This is a genomic window from Paractinoplanes globisporus DSM 43857 (assembly GCF_000379645.1).
GTDB lineage: Bacteria > Actinomycetota > Actinomycetes > Mycobacteriales > Micromonosporaceae > Actinoplanes > Actinoplanes globisporus.
This window is the reverse complement of sequence record NZ_KB903358.1, coordinates 91,734-109,940: the sequence shown is the minus strand read 5'-3', so window position 1 is coordinate 109,940 and position 18,207 is coordinate 91,734. Positions and strand designations below refer to the sequence as shown.

17 protein-coding genes are annotated in these 18,207 nt (G+C 71.9%); 9 read left to right on the top strand and 8 right to left on the bottom strand.

The annotated features are described in order from the left end of the window. Positions 1-94: 94 nt before the first annotated feature. The 4 genes from A3CQ_RS0149860 to A3CQ_RS0149845 are packed head-to-tail and all read left to right on the top strand — an operon-like array spanning position 95 to position 3,940. The gene (locus A3CQ_RS0149860; RefSeq protein ID WP_020518500.1) at positions 95-1,246 is read left to right on the top strand and encodes a Gfo/Idh/MocA family protein; all 1,152 of its coding nucleotides are present in this window, start codon (positions 95-97) and stop codon (positions 1,244-1,246) included. Then, positions 1,243-2,349 carry a DUF993 family protein gene (locus A3CQ_RS0149855; protein ID WP_020518499.1) on the top strand — a complete coding sequence of 369 codons (1,107 nt, stop codon included), beginning with the start codon at positions 1,243-1,245 and terminating at the stop codon, positions 2,347-2,349. Before A3CQ_RS0149860 ends, A3CQ_RS0149855 begins: the two co-directional genes overlap by 4 nt. Then, complete coding sequence (locus tag A3CQ_RS0149850) at positions 2,346-3,149, top strand: sugar phosphate isomerase/epimerase family protein (RefSeq protein ID WP_020518498.1); 804 nt, start codon at positions 2,346-2,348, stop codon at positions 3,147-3,149. Before A3CQ_RS0149855 ends, A3CQ_RS0149850 begins: the two co-directional genes overlap by 4 nt. Continuing rightward, entirely contained in the window at positions 3,146-3,940 is a 795-nt protein-coding gene (locus A3CQ_RS0149845) for a DUF6807 domain-containing protein (protein WP_020518497.1), read from the top strand. The genes A3CQ_RS0149850 and A3CQ_RS0149845 overlap by 4 nt, the downstream gene beginning before the upstream one ends. A gap of 8 nt (positions 3,941-3,948) precedes the next feature. On the opposite strand, the gene A3CQ_RS0149840 is transcribed toward A3CQ_RS0149845, so the two are convergent. From A3CQ_RS0149840 to A3CQ_RS0149815, 6 genes are read right to left on the bottom strand one after another with little or no spacing between them, the layout of a single operon-like run. Beyond that, complete coding sequence (locus A3CQ_RS0149840; RefSeq protein ID WP_026207093.1) at positions 3,949-4,272, bottom strand: hypothetical protein; 324 nt, start codon at positions 4,270-4,272, stop codon at positions 3,949-3,951. Between the two features lie 56 nt (positions 4,273-4,328). Continuing rightward, positions 4,329-5,465: a Gfo/Idh/MocA family protein gene (locus A3CQ_RS0149835; protein WP_020518495.1), complete on the bottom strand. Its 1,137-nt coding sequence runs from the start codon at positions 5,463-5,465 to the stop codon at positions 4,329-4,331. Beyond that, positions 5,462-6,925: a mannitol dehydrogenase family protein gene (locus A3CQ_RS0149830; RefSeq protein WP_020518494.1), complete on the bottom strand. Its 1,464-nt coding sequence runs from the start codon at positions 6,923-6,925 to the stop codon at positions 5,462-5,464. The genes A3CQ_RS0149835 and A3CQ_RS0149830 overlap by 4 nt, the downstream gene beginning before the upstream one ends. Next, on the bottom strand, positions 6,922-8,208 hold the full coding sequence (locus A3CQ_RS0149825) for an enolase C-terminal domain-like protein (RefSeq protein WP_020518493.1): 1,287 nt from the start codon (positions 8,206-8,208) through the stop codon (positions 6,922-6,924). The genes A3CQ_RS0149830 and A3CQ_RS0149825 overlap by 4 nt, the downstream gene beginning before the upstream one ends. Continuing rightward, positions 8,205-9,629, bottom strand: a complete 1,425-nt coding sequence (gene uxaC / locus A3CQ_RS0149820; RefSeq protein WP_020518492.1) for a glucuronate isomerase — start codon at positions 9,627-9,629, stop codon at positions 8,205-8,207. The genes A3CQ_RS0149825 and uxaC overlap by 4 nt, the downstream gene beginning before the upstream one ends. An 8-nt stretch (positions 9,630-9,637) precedes the next feature. Continuing rightward, positions 9,638-10,960, bottom strand: a complete 1,323-nt coding sequence (locus A3CQ_RS0149815) for a Gfo/Idh/MocA family protein (protein ID WP_020518491.1) — start codon at positions 10,958-10,960, stop codon at positions 9,638-9,640. A 231-nt stretch (positions 10,961-11,191) separates the two neighbouring features. Between A3CQ_RS0149815 and A3CQ_RS0149810 the strand changes: the two genes are divergently transcribed. Genes A3CQ_RS0149810 through A3CQ_RS58410 form a run of 5 tightly spaced genes read left to right on the top strand, consistent with a single transcriptional unit; the run spans position 11,192 to position 16,202 of the window. Beyond that, positions 11,192-12,226, top strand: a complete 1,035-nt coding sequence (locus A3CQ_RS0149810; RefSeq protein WP_020518490.1) for a LacI family DNA-binding transcriptional regulator — start codon at positions 11,192-11,194, stop codon at positions 12,224-12,226. A 16-nt stretch (positions 12,227-12,242) separates the two neighbouring features. Further along, positions 12,243-13,589, top strand: coding sequence for an ABC transporter substrate-binding protein (locus A3CQ_RS0149805; protein WP_051115583.1), 1,347 nt, complete (start codon positions 12,243-12,245; stop codon positions 13,587-13,589). A 27-nt stretch (positions 13,590-13,616) separates the two neighbouring features. Further along, positions 13,617-14,585, top strand: coding sequence for a carbohydrate ABC transporter permease (locus A3CQ_RS0149800; protein ID WP_245577693.1), 969 nt, complete (start codon positions 13,617-13,619; stop codon positions 14,583-14,585). Then, a complete protein-coding gene (locus A3CQ_RS0149795; RefSeq protein ID WP_020518487.1) occupies positions 14,585-15,418 on the top strand; it encodes a carbohydrate ABC transporter permease in 834 nt (277 codons plus the stop codon). The genes A3CQ_RS0149800 and A3CQ_RS0149795 overlap by 1 nt, the downstream gene beginning before the upstream one ends. Positions 15,419-15,422: 4 nt before the next feature. Then, on the top strand, positions 15,423-16,202 hold the full coding sequence (locus A3CQ_RS58410; protein ID WP_020518486.1) for a hypothetical protein: 780 nt from the start codon (positions 15,423-15,425) through the stop codon (positions 16,200-16,202). A gap of 57 nt (positions 16,203-16,259) precedes the next feature. Here A3CQ_RS58410 and A3CQ_RS0149785 read toward each other — a convergent pair whose 3' ends face one another. Together A3CQ_RS0149785 and A3CQ_RS56805 are read right to left on the bottom strand one after the other, a co-directional pair. Beyond that, complete coding sequence (locus tag A3CQ_RS0149785) at positions 16,260-16,919, bottom strand: response regulator (RefSeq protein ID WP_020518485.1); 660 nt, start codon at positions 16,917-16,919, stop codon at positions 16,260-16,262. Continuing rightward, positions 16,916-18,088, bottom strand: a complete 1,173-nt coding sequence (locus A3CQ_RS56805; RefSeq protein WP_085944388.1) for a sensor histidine kinase — start codon at positions 18,086-18,088, stop codon at positions 16,916-16,918. The genes A3CQ_RS0149785 and A3CQ_RS56805 overlap by 4 nt, the downstream gene beginning before the upstream one ends. Between the last annotated feature and the right edge of the window lie 119 nt (positions 18,089-18,207).

The window sequence follows — 18,207 nt, the reverse complement described above, 5'->3', positions numbered from 1 at the left end:
GGAGGATACCTTCGCCGGTCTTGCCTGCGCGGTGGCACGCCCACTACGGTCTAGGAAAGCGCTTACCTCAGGTGAAAACGGAGGACCCGCAAGAATGGCCCGGACGACGATCGGAATCGTGCTCAACGGCGTCACCGGACGGATGGGGCTTCGGCAACATCTGCTCCGCTCGGTGCTCGCCATCCGCCAGGACGGCGGCCTGCCGCTCCACGACGGGTCGGTGCTCTGGCCCGAGCCGGTGCTGGTCGGCCGCAGCGAGGCCAAGCTGCGGGACATCGCGGACCGCCACGGCCTCACCGACTGGACCACCGACCTGCCGGCCGCCCTGGCCCGCGACGACGTGCAGGTCTACTTCGACGCCCAGGTCACCTCGGCCCGGGTCAAGGCCCTGCAGATGGCGATCGACGCGGGCAAGCACATCTACACCGAGAAACCGGTCGCCGAGACGCTGGACCAGGCGATCGAGCTGGCCCGCCTCGCCGACGCGGCCGGCGTCAAGCACGGCGTGGTGCAGGACAAGCTCTACCTGCCCGGCCTGCGCAAACTGGCCCGCCTGATCGAGGGCGGCTTCTTCGGCAAGATCTTGTCGGTCCGGGGCGAGTTCGGCTACTGGGTCTTCGAGGGCGACTGGCAGGCCGCCCAGCGCCCGTCGTGGAACTACCGGGCCGCGGACGGCGGCGGCATCGTGCTGGACATGTTCCCGCACTGGCACTACGTGCTCGAGCAGCTCTTCGGCCCGGTCCGCGCGGTGACGGCCCGCGCCGTCACCCACATCGACCGCCGCTGGGACGAGGAGGGCGCCGCCTACGACGCGACGGCCGACGACGCCGCGTACGGCATCTTCGAATTGGAGGGTGACGTGATCGCCCAGATCAATTCGTCGTGGGCGGTCCGGGTCAACCGGGACGAGCTGGTCGAGTTCCAGGTCGACGGCACCCACGGCAGCGCGGTGGCCGGCCTGCATCACTGCCGCATCCAGCCCCGGGCGGCCACGCCGAAGCCGGTCTGGGACCCGGACGTCCCCACCACGCAGAGCTTCCGCGAGCAGTGGCAGGAGGTCCCCGACAACGCGGTGTTCCCGAACGGCTTCCGGGCGCAGTGGGAGCAGTTCCTCCGCTACGTGGCCGAGGACGCCCCCTACGCCGGCGATCTGTGGGCCGGCGCCCGCGGCGTCCAGGTGGCGGAGCTCGGCCTGCGATCCTCCCGCGAGGGCCGCCGGCTGGAGATTCCGGAGCTGGGCCGATGACCGTCACCTTCAGTGGTCACGGCCGCGAGTTCGCCGCCGGCCGGGCGCCATTTCACACCCGCATCGCGTACGCGGCCGCGCCCGTCACCGCCGATCAGCACGCCGAGAACATTCCCGGCGCCCCGGCGGCGCTCGACTGGGACACCACGCTCCGATTCCGCCATCACCTGTGGTCCCACGGCTTCGGCGTGGCCGAGGCGATGGACACCGCCCAGCGCGGCGCCGGTCTCGACTACCCGGCGACCCGCGAGCTGATCCGGCGCAGCGCCGCCGAGGCCCGCGCGGCCGGCGGCGCGATCGTGGCCGGCGTCGGCACAGACCAAGTGCCCGCGGGCCCGGCCACGATCGACGACATCCGCAAGGCGTACGCGGAACAGCTGTCCGACGTGCAGGAAGCCGGCGCCCAACCGGTGCTGATGTGCTCCCGGCACCTCGCGGCGGCGGCCGAGGGCGCCGACGACTACCGCCGCGTCTACGGCGAGCTGCTCGCCCAGGCCGACGGCCCGGTGCTGCTGCACTGGCTGGGGGAGGCGTTCGACCCCGCGCTGGCCGGCTACTGGGGCGGCGACAATGTCGTCCTCGAGATCATCGAGGAGCACGCCGCCAAGGTCGACGGCATCAAGATCTCCCTGCTCGACGCCGACCGCGAGATCGAGATGCGCCGCCGCCTGCCCGCGGGCGTCCGCATGTACACCGGCGACGACTTCAACTACCCCACCCTGATCAAGGGCGACGACCGGGGACACTCCGAGGCCCTGCTCGGCGTGCTGGCCGTGATCGCCCCGCCGGCCGCCGCCGCCCTGCGTGCCCTCGACGCCGACGACCTGACCGCGTACGACCGGATCATGGACGCCACGCTGCCGCTGGCCCGGCACCTGTTCGCGTACCCGACCTACCACTACAAGACCGGGATCGTCTTCCTCAACTGGCTCGCCGGCCACCAGGACCACCTGCTCATGGTCGGCGGCGCGCAGGCCGGCCGTTCCCCGGGCCACCTGCTCACCCTCATGCGCCTGGCCGACGAGGCCGGGATCCTCCCCGACGCCGACCTGGCCACGGCCCGCGCGCGGGCCTGGCTCACCACGGTAGGACTCGAGTCATGAACCGTTTCTCCCTCAACCAGGCCACGACCAAGCGCTGGCCCCTGGACGAACTGGTGGCCGGCTGCGTCTCGGCCGGCGTCCCCGCGGTCGGCCTGTGGCGCGAGGAGGTCGCCGCGTACGGCCTCGACAAGGCCGCCACCCTCGTCCGCGAGGCGGGACTGCAGGTCTCGTCCCTGTGCCGCGGCGGTTTCTTCCACGAGGAGGACTGGTACGACAACAACCGCCGCGCGATCGAGGAGGCCGCGACCCTCGGCACCGACACGCTGGTGCTGGTCAGCGGCGGCCTGCCCGGCAAGTCCCGCGACATCGACGGCGCCCGCCGGCACATCTCCGAGGCGATCGGCGCCCTGGTCCCCGACGCCCGGGCCGCCGGCGTACGCCTGGCGATCGAGCCGCTGCACCCGATGTTCTGCTCCGACCGGTGCGTGGTCGCCACCCTCGGCCAGGCCCTGGAGATCGCCGCGCCGCACCCCGCCGACGCCGTCGGTGTCTGCCTCGACACGTACCACCTGTGGTGGGACGACCAGGTCTGGCGCCACATCGACGAGGCCGGCCGCCAGGGCCGCATAGCCGCCTTCCAGCTGGCCGACTGGATCACCCCGCTCCCCGCGGGAGTTCTGCTCGGCCGGGGCCTCCCCGGCACCGGCTGCGTCGACCTGCGCCGGTTCGCCACCGCGGTCCGCGCCGCCGGCTACGAGGGGTACGTCGAGGTGGAGGTCTTCCACGAGGACGTCTGGTCCCGCCCCGGCCCCGAGGTCCTCGCCGAGGCCTATGCCGGCTACCGCGCCTTCGCCGCATGACCACCCTGCGGGTGGCCGGTACCGCCGTCGCCACCTACGTGGAGTCACCGGACCTGGACATCCGCTTGGCTCCCCGGCCGTACCTCCACCCGGTCCGCACACTTTCCGGCGTGGCGGTCACCGATGCGCTCTGTTATGACCACCCCTGGCACATGGGCGCCTCGGTGACGATCGCCGACGTCGACGGTCTCAATTTCTGGGGCGGCCGCACCTACGTCCGCGACGAGGGTTACGTCTGGCTGGACGACCACGGCCGCATCGTTCGCGTCGACTCGTCCGCGGTTGACGGCGGCTTCGCCGAGACCCTCCACTGGTGCAACTCGTCCGGCGACGTGGTCCTGCGCGAGCAACGCACGGTGACGGCAGCTGCCGCGCCGCACGGTTGGGAGCTTTCTTTCGCGTACGCGCTGAGCACCCCCACCGAGGCGGAGGTGACCCTCGGTAGCCCCGCCACCCACGGGCGCCCCGGCCAGGCCGGCTACGGCGGGTTTTTCTGGCGTGCCACCCCCGGCCCGGCCCGGGCCTTCTCGACGACCGCCGACTCACCGCACGGCACCGCCGATCCGTGGCTGGCCGTGACCGTGGCCGACCGGTACACCCTGGTCTTCCGGGGCCTGGCCGACGCCGACCGCTGGTTCGCCCGCACCGAGGAGTACGTCGGTGTGTGCGCCGCCCTGGCCTTCACCGACCCGCTCCCGATCAAGCCCGCCGCGCCGCTGACCAGGACAATCAAGGTCCTGATCGCCGACGGCGCCCTGACCAGCGCCGAGATCGAGACCGCTCTGTCCTGAGGCGGCCTTCAGTGGGCGGCGTCGCCGGAGAGCTGGGTCAGGGCGGCCAGAAGCAAGATGGCGACCAGGGCCGCCGCGAGGCCGAACAATGCCGCCTGCCCGCCGAGGGACGCCGACGAGCGGGCGTTGCGGGCGCCGGCCGTGACCCAGAAACCGGCCACCACCAGGCATCCGAGCAGAAGGGCGCCGGCCCAGGGCAGGCTGTCGGCGACGACGGTCCGCACCCCTTCGGTGAGGGTGCCGGCGGCGGCCGAGAGCGCGAGGACACCGGCCGCCAGCCCGGCGACGATCCAGGCCGTGGCGATGGTGAAGGCGCGCATCCGGCTCACCACGGCGGGCAGACTACTCCTCCGGGATGCACGGCCGTCAATGGCCGCGACGAGAAAAACTAGGTGACCGGCAGGCGCTGGACGAACGGGCGCACCGCCCAGGGCACGCCCATCTCCGAGGGCAGCGCCATCGTCTCGACCACCTTGCGCAGCAGATCGTTGACGCCGGGGATGGTGCGCTTCGGCCCCTCGATGAGCACGGCCGCGTCGTCCAGCAGGTGCGGCATCGGCACATCGGGCACGGTCAGAGCCTCCAGCACCGCCGTGAAGTCGGCGGTCGCGTCGAGCGGGACGAGCAGCCGCGTCCCGTCCTCGCGGTGCTCGACCAGGTTGGTGAGCAGGTCGGCGCGGCCCTCGATCTTTCGCGGCTCCTCGTCGCCGGGCAGGGCCAGCCGGTCGGTCGGGTACTCCAGCACGGCTCGGCCGCCCGGCCCGCGCGCCGCGATCTCGCCCGGGATGAAGTCCTCGCCGGCCAGCGTCACCGCGATCACCACGTGCAGCCCGCTGTCGAAGGTGATGCGCGCGAACGCCGTGTCCTCCACCTCGATCGGCCGCACCCGGTACCGCTCGGCGACCAGCTGCCGCGGCCGTCCCGCCCCGACCGCCCGGGCGCCGGCGAGCGCCTGCATGACCGCGTGCGCGAGCGGATTGACCAGAGCGCCGTCGATCACCGGCCGCCCGGCCACGACCCGCCGCCCGGCCCAGGGCGACCGCGCGTAGTAGGCGTCGTCCCGCTGCCACGACGCCGTCGCGGTGATCCCGCCGAGCTCCCCGAGCCCCGGCAGCGCCGCCCGGAACTGCTGCCACGCGACCGAGCCGAGCGCCTGGAACCCGACTTGGCAGGCCCGCCCGGCCGCGCCCAGCGACGCGGCGAGCGTGTGGTGTGCCGCGAGCGACGCGACCGGTGGCTTCTCCAGCAACAGGTCGCTGCCGGCGGCGATCGCGTCCAGCGCGATCTGCAGGTGCGTGTGCGGTGGCGTGCAGATCACTACGACGTCCGGGCCGGTCTCGGCGAGCAGCTCCCGGTGGTCGGTGAAGACCGGCACCCCCGGCGGCACGGGCGGGTCCGTCTCCAGCGGCCGGACGTCGGCGAGGGCGACGAGCCGCACCCGGCCGGCCGCCTCCACCTCGGCGATCCGTCGCCGATGCCACCGCCCGTGCCCGTTGGCCCCGATCAAAGCCACCGTGGTCGTCATCGCACACCGGCCAGGGTGGCCTCGACGCCGTGCTTGTCGAATTCGGTCAGCCAGTCGACGAGCAGCTGCCGGACGGTGTCGTCGCCGGCGAGCTCGGGGGCGAAGACCGTGTCCAGCCCGAGCAGGGCGTCCACCACGCCGTTCGGGGTGGCCGGCGCCGCCGCCAGCCGGGCCCGGATGCGCGACGCCAGCGGGTCGTTCAGGGGGAGCGGCCGGCCGTCGTCGGTGGCGCCGCCGGCGAAGCGCATCCACGCCGCGACCACCATCGTGCCCCAGCGCGGGGTGGCGCCGGCCGCGCGCCGGTCGATGATCGTGTGCAGGACCCGCGGCGGCAGCTTCTGCGAGCCGTCCATCGCGACCTGCACGGTCCGGTACTCCATCGCCGGGTTGGCGAATCGGTGCAGGACCTCCTCGCCGTACTGGACGGTGTCGACGCCGGGCGGAGGCGTCAGGCTCGGGGCGATGTCCTCGGCGATGAATCGCCGCACCGCGGCGGACATCCCCGGCATCCGGAGCGACTCCGCGATGGTCTCGCGCCCGGCGAGCGCCCCGAGGTAGGCGATGGCCGAGTGCACTCCGTTGAGCGAGCGCAGCTTCAGCCGCTCCCACGGGCGCGGGTCGTCGGTGAGCACCGCGCCGGCCTGCTCCCAGGCGGGCCGCCCGGCCGGGAAGTCGTCCTCGATCACCCAGGCCGAGTAGGGCTCGGCGAACAACGCGGCCTCGTCGCGGACGCCGAGCTCGTCGTACGCGACCGCGCGGGTCTCGGCGGTGCTGGCCGGCACGATCCGGTCGACCATCGTGCCGGGGAACGTGACGTTGTCCCGTACCCAGTCGGATTGCGAGGTGGCGGCGGCCAGATAGTCGACCAACCCGCGCATCCGGTGCCCGTTGGCCGGCAGGTTGTCGCAGCTGACCAGCGCGATCGGTCCGGCGTCGGCCCGCCGCCGGGCGGCCAGCCCGCGGATGAGCAGCCCGGGCACGGTACGCGGCGGCCGCTCGCTCTCCAGGTCGCCGCGCAGCTCGTCGTCGAGCAGCAGCCGCCCGGTCGCCGGGTCGAGGCGGTAGCCCTTCTCGGTCACCGTGAGCGTGACGATCCGGATGGCCGGGTCGGCCAGCAGCGCGACCACCGCGTCCGGGTCGCCGGCCGCGTGCATCAGACCGGAATGGGCGCCGATGACCCGGGTCGAGCGTCCCTCCGCGGCGAGCGTGGTGACGCTGTAGAGGCCGTCCTGCGCGCGCAACGAGTCGAGCACGGTGACCGAGCGGGGCGCGACGCCGACGATGCCCCAGTCCCCGCCCGCGGCCGCCATCGCGTCCTCGGTGAAGACGGCCTGGTGGGCCCGGTGGAACGCGCCGAGGCCGAGATGGACGATGCCGGACCCGGCGTCGCCGGGCGTGATCCGCGGGCGAGAGGCGGCGGGGATGCGGGGGAGGGCGCCGAGGCCGAGGAGATCGGTCATCGCCAGGCCGGCCCGTCCGGGAAGCGGAACTCGGCGATCGACTCCGGTCTGATGTCCGAGCTGTAGCCGGGCCGTTCCGGCACCAGGTAGCGCCCGTCGCGGGTGCGCACCGGATCGGTGAAGTGCTCGTGCAGGTGGTCGACGTACTCGACCATCCGCCCGTCGAGCGACGTGCCCACCCGCAGGAAGTCGAAGATCGCCAGGTGCTGGACCAGCTCGCAGAGGCCGACCCCGCCCGCGTGCGGGCAGACCGGAACCCCGAACTTCGCGGCCAGCAGCAGCTCGGCGAGCACCTCCGGGACGCCCGCGACCCGGCAGGCGTCGACCTGCATGACCCGGATCGCCCCGGCCTGCAGCAGCTGCTTGAAGATCACCCGGTTGGCGGCGACCTCGCCGGTCGCGACCCGCACCGGCGCGACCGCCTCCTGGATGCGCGCGTGGCCGAGCACGTCGTCGGGGTGCGTGGGCTCCTCGATCCAGTACGGGTTCGTCTCCGCCAGCAGGCGCATGTTCGCGATCGCCTCGTCGACGCCCCACACCTGGTTGGCGTCCATCATCAGCAGGGCGTCCGGCCCGATCTCCGCCCGGATGATCCGGGCGCGGCGCACGTCGTCCTCGATCGGCCCGCCGACCTTCATCTTCATGGCCCGCCACCCCTGCGAGTACGCCTCCCGGGTGAGCGCGCGCACCTTGTCGTCCGGGTAACCGAGCCATCCCACGCTGGTCGTGTACGACGGGAAGCCCTCCCGCCGCAGCTGGGCGAGCCGGTCCTCGAGCCCGACGCGCCCCTTGTCGAGGATGGCGGCCGCGTCCTCCGGGGTCAGCGCGTCGTCGATGTGCCGGAAGTCGACGCACGCGACCAGCTCGGCGGTGGGCATCTCGGCGAGCAGCTGCCACATCGGCTTGCCCGCGACCTTGGCCCGCAGGTCCCACACGGCGTTGACGACGGCGCCGGTGGCCATGTGCAGCACGCCCTTCTCGGGCCCGAGCCAGCGCAGCTGCGCATCGGCGGTGAGCGACCGGAGGAAGGCCAGCGGCTCGGCGGCGAGCTCCTCGAGCGTCCGCCCCTCGACGTGGCGGGCCAGCGCGCGTACGGCGCCACAAGTGAGCTCGTTGCCGCGCCCGTTGGTGAAGGTGAACCCGGTCCCGGTTGGGCCCCCGTCGGTGGCGAGCTCGACGTAGGTCGCCGAGTAGTCGCCCCGGTTGATCGCGTCGGACCCGTCCCCGGCGGCGGCGGTCGGGAAACGTACGTCGTGGACGGTGAGTTCGGTGATGGTGGTCATGCGGCCTTCCCGTCCAGCCGGAAGATGCGTTTGGGCAGGTGGTAGGAGAGATCGGCCAGGGTCTCGGCCGCCTCGTCCAGCGGAAGCCGGTCCTGGACCACCAGCGAGGCCAGGTACGCGGCGTCGGAGCGGCGGGAGATGTCGTGCCGCACCGGGATCGAGCAGAAGGCCCGGGTGTCGTCGACGAACCCGGCCGTGTTGTAGAAGCCGGCCGAGTCGGTGACGGCCTCGCGGAAGCGCCGCATCGCGTCCGGCGTGTCCAGGAACCACCACGGCGCGCCGAGGAAGAGCGCCGGGTACCCGCCGGCCAGCGGCGCCAGCTCGCGACTGAACGTGTACTCGTCCAGCGTGTAGACCACCACCCGCAACCGCGGATCCATCCCGTACGTGTCCAGCAGCGGCCGCAGGGCGTGCACGTAGCCGGTGGCCTGCGGGATGTCGCCGCCGACGTCCTTGCCGTGCGCGGCGTAGAGCCTGCGGTTGTGGTCGCGCACCGCGCCCGGGTGGATCTGCATGACCAGGCCGTCGTCGAGCGACATGCGGGCGAACTCGAGCAGCATGTGCCCGCGGAAGGTCTCGGCGTCCGCGGGCGTCGCCTCCCCGCGCAGCCCCCGCTCGTAGATCGCCGCCGCCTCGGACTCGGACAGCACCTCGGTGCGGGCGGTCGGGTGCCCGTGGTCGGAGCAGGTGGTTCCGGCCTCGATGAAGGCGTCCCGCCGCTGCCGGAGGGCATTCAGATAGCCCGCGTACGTGAGGGTGTCCTCCCCGGCCAGCTCGCCGAGCCGGGCGATGTTCTCCGACCAGTCCTCGCGGTCGAGGTCGACGACGTTGTCCGGCCGGAACGTCGAGATCACCCGGCCGCCGGGGCCGCCCCAGCCGTCGGCGGCGAGCTTGGCGTGCTGCCCGAGGTCGTCGGTCGGCGACTCGGTGGTGGCCAGGACCTCGATGCCGAACCGCTCGAACAGCGCGCGCGGCCGGAACCCCGGCTCCTCGAGGCGGGCCGCGATCGCGTCGTACACCTCGTCGGCGGTCTCCGGCCGCAGCCGTGTCTCGACGCCGAAGACGGTCTCGAACGTGCGCTCGAGCCAGAGCCGGGACGGGGTGCCGCGGAACAGGTGCCAGTTCTCGGCGAGCAGCCGCCAGATCACCCGCCCGTCGGTCTCGACCGGGCCGCCGTCGCGCCGCGGGACGCCCAGCCGATCGGGCGGTATGCCCTGGCTGAGCAGCATCCGCGTGACGTAGTGGTCGGGCACGATCAGCAGCCGCGCCGGATCGGGGAACGGCTCGTCGTCCGCGAGCAGGCGCGGGTCGACGTGGCCGTGCGGGCAGATCAGCGGCAGGTCGCGGGCGGTGGCGTAGAGCTCGCGCGCGACCTGCGCGTGGCGCGGGTCGATGGCGAACGTCGGGTCGGACACGGTCACCTCTTCGGTCAGGTCAGGGTGAGCAGGTCGGAGACCCGTACCGGCTCGGCGGTCTGCAGGGAGCGGTTGGCGGCGAGGCCGGTGAGCAGCGCCAGGGCGCCGTCGCGGGCGGTCGCGGAGCGGCGCATCGGGTCGGTCTGCCCGCCGAGCAGGACCGCGGTCATGCGGTGGTCGGCCCCGCCGTGTCCCTCCCGGCTGTGCGGCTGCAGCTCGACCGCGTACGGGGGAGCCCAGTACGGCCGGATCGTGAGGGTCACCCCGCCGCGCTCGGGGGCGGCGGTGGTGCCGTGCACGGCGGCGCCCTTGAGCTCGTGGGCCGCGTCGGGGCTGACGTGGTCGCTCTCCACGACCTCGAGTTCGAGCCGGCCCTTGCTGCCGTTGACCATGAACCGGTAGCCCTCCCACGGCGCGTACGCGGTGAGGTGGTAGGTCATGGTCGCCCCGGTGTCGTAGCGGACCAGCACCGCCAGGTCGTCCTCGATCGTGATGCCGGGGGCGAACACGTTCTGGTCGCGGTGGTAGCCGTCCTCGGCCTCGGCGTCGAGGTAGAGCTCGCGCAGCCGCGGGTTGGCCGCCAGATCGATGGCGAACGGGTCGCCCTGCGCGCCGGGGCTGCCGTGCGCCCGGTCGTAGCCGCGGTCGTACCCGCGTTCCTTGCCGGCCGCGCCGTAGAAGAAGAGCCGCCCGGACGCGTACACCTCGGTGGGCGCCGCGCCGAGCCACCAGTTGACCAGATCGAAATGGTGGCCGGACTTGTGCACGAGCAGGCCGCCGGAGTTGGCCTTCTCCCGGTGCCAGCGGCGGAAGTAGTCGGCGCCGTGCCGCACGTCGAGCAGCCACTCGAAGTGCACCGAGCCGATCTCGCCGATCTCGCCGCCGGCCAGCAGCGTGCGGACCATCTCGTGTACCGGGTTGAACCGGTAGTTGAACGCGACCGACACCCGGTGGCCGGTGCGCTGCTGCGCGTCCAGGATGCGCCGGCAGCTCTCGGCGTCGACGGTCATCGGTTTTTCGGTGAGCACGTCGCAGCCGGCCTCGAGCGCCGTGACGATGTGCCCGGCGTGGGTACGGTCGACGCTGGTCACGATCAGTTCGTCGACGCGCTCGCGGGCGAGCATCGCGGACAGCTCGGCGGCGGGGTAGGTGGGCACCGGCTCGTGCCCGGCGGCCTTGAGCCAGCGGTTGTGCGCGTCCATCCGGGACTGGTTGACGTCGGCCAGCGCGACCAGCTCGGCCGTGCCGGCGTGGTCGGCGGTGACGGCGTGGACGAACATCTCGGCTCGGGCGCCGGCGCCGACCAGCGCGTACCGGCGGCGGTTGTCTCGTGGCATGGGGCCTCCCGGCCGACGAGTCTGCAAAGGTTTGCAGCGAAATTAGGCGTATCGATGCAGTGGAGTCAATGGCGCCGCGCTCGATTGTCCGATTATGTCCGAAGGTAAGCGCGTACCTCATGCCCGTTCGCAATCTTTATGCAACACAAGAACATTGACACCCGTGCAACCGCTTGCATTAATTGTGGTCGTCAGTGACCGTCGCCACACGTCGGCAGGGGAGGTCAGAGCGTGTCCGTCACCATTCGTGATGTCGCCCGCGCGTCCGGGGTGCACATCTCCACGGTGTCGCGCACCTTCTCGGCCCCGCACCTGGTCAACCCGAACACCCGCAGCCGCGTGCTGGCCTGCGCCGAGGAACTGGGCTACCGGCCCAACCGGGCGGCCCGCGCGCTGATCACCGGCCGCACGTACAACATCGGCCTGATCGTCGCCGACATCGCCAATCCCTTCTTCCCCCCGCTGATCAAGGCGGCCGAGAGCCAGGCCCGCAAGCACGACCACCACATCTTCGTCGCCGACACCAACGAGGACCCGGCCCTCGAGGAAGAGGTGGTGCGGGCCCTGGCCAAGCAGGTCGACGGCGTCCTGATCTGCAGCCCGCGCATGAACAACGCGCTGATCGAGCAGCTCAGCCGCGAGGTTCCGCTGGTCGTCGTCAATCGCCAGATCACCGGCATTCCCGCCGTCGTGATGGACGTGGCCCAGGGCGCCCGGCTCGCCATCGAGCACCTCACCGCCTGCGGGCACCGCACCATCGCACTGCTCAGCGGCCCGCGCGGCTCGTGGACCAGCCGGGAGATCCGGCGTTCCGCGACCGCCACGGCCCGAGCCGGCCACGCCGAGCTCACCGTCATCGGGCCCAACCCGCCCACCGAGGTCGGCGGTCTCACCGTCGCCGAGGACGTGCTGCGCGCCGGCGCCACCGCCGTGCTCGCCTACAACGACCTGATGGCGATCGGCCTCATCGAGGGGCTGTTCTCCGCCGGGGCGCGGGTCCCCGAGGACGTCAGTGTCATCGGAATAGACGACATCATGCTCAGCCGGCTCACCCGACCGAAGCTGACCACGGTGGCGACACCCACCGCCGCCGCGGGTCGGGCGGCCGTCGACATGCTGCTCGCGCATGGCGACGACCGTCGCTCCACCGCACACCTACACCTGCAGACCGAACTGGTCATTCGCGACTCGACGGGGTCGGGCCCGGGTCCGCACAGCCCTGCGGACCCGGGCGACGTGAACGTCCCCGGAGGTGTCGCCTCCTAAAAAGGAGCCAACCGTCATGGATTCCTCCGCGAGGAGCGTCACGCACGATCAACCTACCCCGGCTTTCCGCTCGACACGTCGCCGACTGCTCGCCGCCGCTCTCGCCCTGCCCCTGGTGCTGGGCGGGGCCGCGGCCTGCGGCGGGGACGACAAGGGCGGTGGCGGAGGGTCGAACGACAAGGTCGAGCTCTCCATCTTCTGGTGGGGCGCGGACGCCCGGGCCGAGCTCACCGACAAGGCGCTCGCCCTCTACACCCAGAAGCACCCGAACGTGACGTTCAAGAAGACCTGGCAGGCCAACCAGGGCTACTACGACAAGCTGGCGACCCTCACCGCCGGTGGCAACGCGCCGGACATCTTCCAGATCGACGACAACGCGATCTCCGAGTACGCCCAGCGCGGCGTCACGCTCGACCTCACCCCGTACTCGTCGAACGGCAAGCTCGACGTCAGCAAGTTCTCCAAGGGCCTCAAGGAGTACGGCGAGGTAGACGGCAAGCTGGTCGGCATCGCCATGGGCGAGAACACCCAGGGCCTGGTGTACGACAAGACCCTGCTCGACAAGTACAAGCTGCCCGTGCCCACCACCGGCATGAGCTGGCCGGACTTCATCAAGTGGGCGGCCAACGTCTCCAAGACCGCCAAGGTTCCCGGCACGCAGGACCCCAGCGCGATCTACCAGGCCCTCTGGGTCTACCTGCGGCAGAACGGCAAGGACCTGTACAAGGGCAACCAGATCGCCTTCGACGAGTCCGACATCACCAAGTGGTTCCAGATGTGGAAGGACGCGGGCGCGCAGGGCGCCACCCCGACGCCGGACGTCATCCACGAGGGCAACGACTCCAGCGTCAGCAAGCAACTGGTCGTCACCGGCAAGGCCGACACCTCGTGGGTCTGGACCAACCAGATGCCGGAGCTGAAGAAGAACACCAAGAACGACCTCGGCCTGATGGCGTACCCGGGTGACCCGAGCGCCCAGTGGGCTCGCGCCTCGCTCTACTTCTCGGTCTTCAAGGGCAGCCCGAAGAAGGACGCCGCGGTCGACGTGGTCAACTTCCTGACCAACGACCCCGAGGCCGGCAAGATCCTCGGCACCGACCGCGGGCTGCCGCCGAACCTCGACGTCCGCAAGCAGGTCGAGGCGACCGTCACCGACCCGAACATGAAGCAGACCATCGAGGTGCAGACCGAGCTCGCCACGAAGTTCGGCCCGACCTCGCCGACCGTGCCGCCCAAGGGGCACAGCAAGGTCAAGAGCGAGCTGATCCGGATCGCCGAGGAGGTCACCTACGGCAAGGCCACTCCCGAGCAGGGCGCCAAGGACTTCGTCACCGCCGCCAAGACGGCCATCGGGCAAAGCTGAGGAACTGACTCCGTGACCATGGCTCAGATGCCGGTCCGTCCGACCGAGCCCGTGCCCCCGGTTCCCGCCGCATCGCGGCGGGGCCGGGCGGCCCGCCGGCGCCGCCGGGAGGACCTGGCCGGCTACGTCTTCCTCTCACCCTGGCTGCTCGGGCTGCTGGGGATCACCGCGATCCCGATGGTGCTCTCGCTCTATCTCAGCTTCACCGACTACAGCCCGCTCATCTCGGTGACCGAGTCGCAATGGGTCGGCCTCGAGAACTACCGGCGGATGTTCACCGCCGACCCGTCGTACTGGCACGCCGTGCGGGTCACCGTCACCTTCGCGGTGGTCGCCGTGCCGCTCAAGCTCGCCGCCGCGCTCGGCGTGGCGATGCTGCTGAACCGGGCCATGCGCGGGATCGCGCTGTTCCGCGGCATGTTCTACCTGCCGTCGCTGCTCGGCGGCAGCGTGGCGGTGGCCATCGTGTGGCGCAGCATGTTCTCCGGCGACGGCGCCTTCAACGCCTTCCTGGCGATCTTCGGCATCGAGGGCGAGGCCTGGATCAACGACCCGACCTGGGCGCTGCCCACGCTGATGCTGCTGGCCATCTGGCAGTTCGGCGCGCCCATGGTGATCTTCCTGGCCGGTCTCAAGCAGGTGCCGTCCGAGCTGTACGAGGCGGCCTCGGTGGACGGCGCCGGCTCGTGGCGGCGGTTCTTCCACATCACGCTGCCGATGCTGTCCCCGGTCATCTTCTTCAACCTGGTGCTGGAGACGATCCACGGCTTCCAGGGCTTCACCTCGGCGTTCGTGCTCAGCAACGGCACGGGCGGCCCGGTCGACTCCACCCTCATGTACACGCTGCACCTCTACAACGCCGGCTTCGTCGAGCTGAACATGGGATACGCGTCCGCGATGGCGTGGGTCTTCCTCGTGGTGGTCGGCCTGATCACCGTCGTGCTGTTCAACACCGGCCGGTTCTGGGTGCACTACTCCGACTCCGAGGAGCGGTGATGCGCGCGAACGTGCTGCGCCTGACGACGCTGATCGTCATCCTGGCGATCGTGCTGTATCCACTGGCCTGGATGATCGGCACGTCGTTCAAGTCGCCGCAGGAGATCGCCAGCAACATCGGCCTGATCCCGCACGAGTTCACGCCCAGCAACTTCACCGAGGGCTGGCACAAGTTCGACGTGGCGTTCGGCCGCTTCTTCCTCAACAGCGCGCTGGTGGCCACGCTGACCGTGGTCGGCAACACGGTCTCGTGCCTGCTCGCCGCGTACGCCCTCGGAAGGTTGCGGTTCCGGCTGCGTGGCTTCTGGTTCGCCATCATGATCGGCACCCTGCTGCTGCCCGGGCACGTGCTGATCATCCCGCAGTACATCCTGTTCCGGACGCTGGGCCTGGTCGGCGGCGACTTCCCCTACCTGCCGCTGCTCGTGCCGCACTTCCTGGCGACCGAGGCGTTCTTCGTCTTCCTGATGGTCCAGTTCATGCGCGGCATCCCGCGCGAGCTGGACGAGGCCGCCGTGATCGACGGCGCGTCGGCCTTCAGCGTCTTCCGCCACGTGGTGCTGCCGCTGAGCCGCCCGGCCCTGGTCACCACGGCGATCTTCTCGTTCATCTGGACCTGGAACGACTTCTTCCGGCAGCTGGTGTACCTGTCGCAGCTCAAGGACTACACCGCGCCGGTTGCGCTGACCCTGTTCATCGACTCGACCAGCGAGAGCTCGGTGGGCCCGATGTTCGCCATGTCGCTGCTCTCGCTGGTCCCGGTGTTCCTCTTCTTCGTGGCCTTCCAGCGCCTGCTGGTCGAGGGCATCAACACCAGCGGACTGAAGGGATAGAACCATGCCGCACGACTGGCGCGACTCCCTGCGGCTCGCCGCCGACCTGGCGCTGCTCGGCATCGTCGTCACGCTGCTGTCGCTGCCACTGGTCACCGCGGGCGCGGCGGTGGCCACCGGCAGCCACGCGATCCACCACGTGCTCACCACGGGCCGCTGGCCGTCGCTGGCCGACTGCTGGACGGTCTTCCGCGGCCGACTCCGGCCCGGCCTGGTCGCCGGGCCGGCGGTCGTCGCCGCCACCGTCCTCGTCGTCATCGACGTCGCGGCCCTGCGTCACGGCGCCGTCCCCGGCGGCGCCCCCGTCCTGACCGTTGTGCTGGCGGCCGCGGCCCTCGGTGCCGGCTACGTCGCCCTGGTCGCCGTTCAGTCCGGCACCGCCGCCGGCGCTTCCGCCGTCGGTGCCGCTGCCGGCGTCGACGGCCCCGCGGGTGCCGCTGCCGGTATCGACTGCCCCGCGGTTGGTGCCGCCGCCGGTATCGACAGCCCCGCCTTCGGCGTCGTCAGCCCCGCGGTCGCTGCCGGCATCGGCGGCCCCGTCGGCGCGGGGGCGGGGCGCGGTGCTGCCCGGTCGGCGCTTGCGCTGGCGACGGCTCGCCCGGCCGTTCCGCTGGCGGCGGCCGGCGTGCTGGCGGTTGCCGCCGTGCTGGCCGTGTTCGTCCATCCGGCCCTGATTCCGGTGCTGGCCGGCTATGTCCTCTTCGGCCTGCATGTCGTGACACCTCGTGTGGCGGGGCGCCGTCCTGTCTCGTCGGCGGCCGGAGATCCGATGCTGGAGGGCTGACCGGCGGCGAGTTGTTCGGCCGCATCCTGTTGGCCCCCGCGTCGTCCGAGACCGTGGTCAGCCGGCGCCGGGGTGGACCAGGCCGTGCTCGTAGGCGTAGACGACCACCTGCACCCGGTCGCGTAGGCCCAGTTTCGCCAGCGTACGGGCGACGTGGGTCTTCACCGTCGCCTCGCTGACGACCAACGTCGCGGCGATCTCGGCGTTGGAATGCCCGCGGGCCACCTGGTGCAGAACTTCGAGTTCCCGCTCGGTCAGGGCGGCGACGGCGGGCGGCACCGGTCCCGGCGCCGGGCTGCGGGCGAACTCCTCGATCACCCGGCGGGTCACGGCCGGGTCGAGCAGGCCGGCGCCGCCCGCCACGACCCGGATGGCCTGGACCAGGTCCTCGGGCGGAGCGGTCTTGAGCAGGAAGGCGCTGGCCCCGGCGCGCAGGGCGTCGTAGACGTGGGAGTCGACGTCGAACGTGGTCAGAATGACGATCCGGGTGACGACAGGCCCCTCGGCCAGCAGCCGGCGGGTCGCCGCGATCCCGTCGAGGCCCGGCATCCGGATGTCCATGAGGGTCACGTCGGGCCGGAGCCGGCGCGCGGCCGACACCGCCTCGATGCCGTCGGCCGCCTCGCCGACCACGGTGATGTCAGGCTCGGCCGCCAGGATCAGCCGGAACCCGGCCCGGACCATCGCCTGGTCGTCGGCGAGCAGGACGCGAATCACGGCCGGCCCTCGCCGACCGGCCGGACGGCGTTCCGGGGTATGGGAAGCACGGCGTGCACGGCATACCCACCGCCGGGCCGCGGACCGATGTCGACGGTGCCCCCGTAGAGCGTCGCGCGCTCGCGCATGCCGATGTGCCCGTGCCCGTTCCCGTTCCGCTCCGGTCCCGTCCCGGCGTGGCCGGTGCCGTCGTCGACCACTCGGAGATCGACTTCCGCGGTGCCGTAGTGGACGGTGCAGTCGACCCGGCTCGCGGACGCGTGCCGCAGCACATTCGTGACCGCTTCCTGGACGATCCGGTAAGCGGCCAGGTCGAGGCCGGTCGGCAGCGGCCGCACCTGGCCGGTCTCCGCGAAGGCGACGCGGATGCCCGCGAGCCGGGCCGGTTCGAGGAGATCCGCAACGTGGGCCAGCCCGGGCGCGGGGGCCGACTTGTCCGGCTGCGCGGTGCGGAGCGCGCCGAGCAGGCGCTGCGCCTCCGCGAGCGTCTCACGTCCGGTCTGCTCGACGGTCGCCAGCGCCGCCCGCTGCTCGACCTGGTCCGGGCCGAGGAGGCGGCGCACCCCGCCGACGTGCAGCGTCATGATGCTGATGCTGTGCCCGATGACGTCGTGCAACTCGCGGGCGATTCGCAGGCGCTCATCCGCGACGGCGACGGCCGCCTGCCACTGCGCCCGTTGCTCGGCGAGCGCCACCCGCTGCTCGGACAGCTCGGCCCGCAGGGTCCGGCTCGCGATCGTCCGGCCGGCGAGCCAGCTGCCGGCCCCCAGCAGGCACCCGTAGACGACATCGGCGATCACCGGCCCGGTCGCCAGCACAATGGTCACCGCGAGCAGTCCGAGGGTCACCGCGAGCGCGACCAGCGGGCGGCGGGCGTGGTAGCCGGCGGACACGATGACCGCGAACGCGGCGACGAACCACGCGAGTCCCGCGTTGTCCCCGACGCCGATAGCGGCCGGCACCACGGCGAGCGCGGTGAGCACAACGGCCAGCACGGTGATCGGAGCGATGCGGTGCCAGGCCGCCGCGACCGTGCCGACCAGGTAGGTGGCGGCCAGCAGCACCCTGGACGGACCCGGCACGAGGCCGGCCCACACCTCGGCCTGGGTGGCGGCGGTGAACACCGCGGCCGCGGCGATGTCCACGGGTCGCGGCATCAACCGGCGCATGACGTCACGGTACGGCGGTGCGGCTCCCGGCGAGTCAGCCGACCGAACGATCTGCCGGCCCGGCCGCGTCCTCCTCGCGACGGACACAGCTCGCGTCCCGGTGCCGACGACACACCCGA

Coding starts and splice junctions, on each gene's coding strand:
- A3CQ_RS0149860 (WP_020518500.1), top strand. CDS start 95: ATGGCCCGGACGACGATCGGAATCGTGCTCAACGGCGTCACCGGACGG.
- A3CQ_RS0149855 (WP_020518499.1), top strand. CDS start 1,243: ATGACCGTCACCTTCAGTGGTCACGGCCGCGAGTTCGCCGCCGGCCGG.
- A3CQ_RS0149850 (WP_020518498.1), top strand. CDS start 2,346: ATGAACCGTTTCTCCCTCAACCAGGCCACGACCAAGCGCTGGCCCCTG.
- A3CQ_RS0149845 (WP_020518497.1), top strand. CDS start 3,146: ATGACCACCCTGCGGGTGGCCGGTACCGCCGTCGCCACCTACGTGGAG.
- A3CQ_RS0149835 (WP_020518495.1), bottom strand. CDS start 5,465: ATGACGACCACGGTGGCTTTGATCGGGGCCAACGGGCACGGGCGGTGG.
- A3CQ_RS0149830 (WP_020518494.1), bottom strand. CDS start 6,925: ATGACCGATCTCCTCGGCCTCGGCGCCCTCCCCCGCATCCCCGCCGCC.
- A3CQ_RS0149825 (WP_020518493.1), bottom strand. CDS start 8,208: ATGACCACCATCACCGAACTCACCGTCCACGACGTACGTTTCCCGACC.
- A3CQ_RS0149815 (WP_020518491.1), bottom strand. CDS start 10,960: ATGCCACGAGACAACCGCCGCCGGTACGCGCTGGTCGGCGCCGGCGCC.
- A3CQ_RS0149805 (WP_051115583.1), top strand. CDS start 12,243: ATGGATTCCTCCGCGAGGAGCGTCACGCACGATCAACCTACCCCGGCT.
- A3CQ_RS0149800 (WP_245577693.1), top strand. CDS start 13,617: ATGCCGGTCCGTCCGACCGAGCCCGTGCCCCCGGTTCCCGCCGCATCG.
- A3CQ_RS0149795 (WP_020518487.1), top strand. CDS start 14,585: ATGCGCGCGAACGTGCTGCGCCTGACGACGCTGATCGTCATCCTGGCG.
- A3CQ_RS58410 (WP_020518486.1), top strand. CDS start 15,423: ATGCCGCACGACTGGCGCGACTCCCTGCGGCTCGCCGCCGACCTGGCG.
- A3CQ_RS56805 (WP_085944388.1), bottom strand. CDS start 18,088: ATGCGCCGGTTGATGCCGCGACCCGTGGACATCGCCGCGGCCGCGGTG.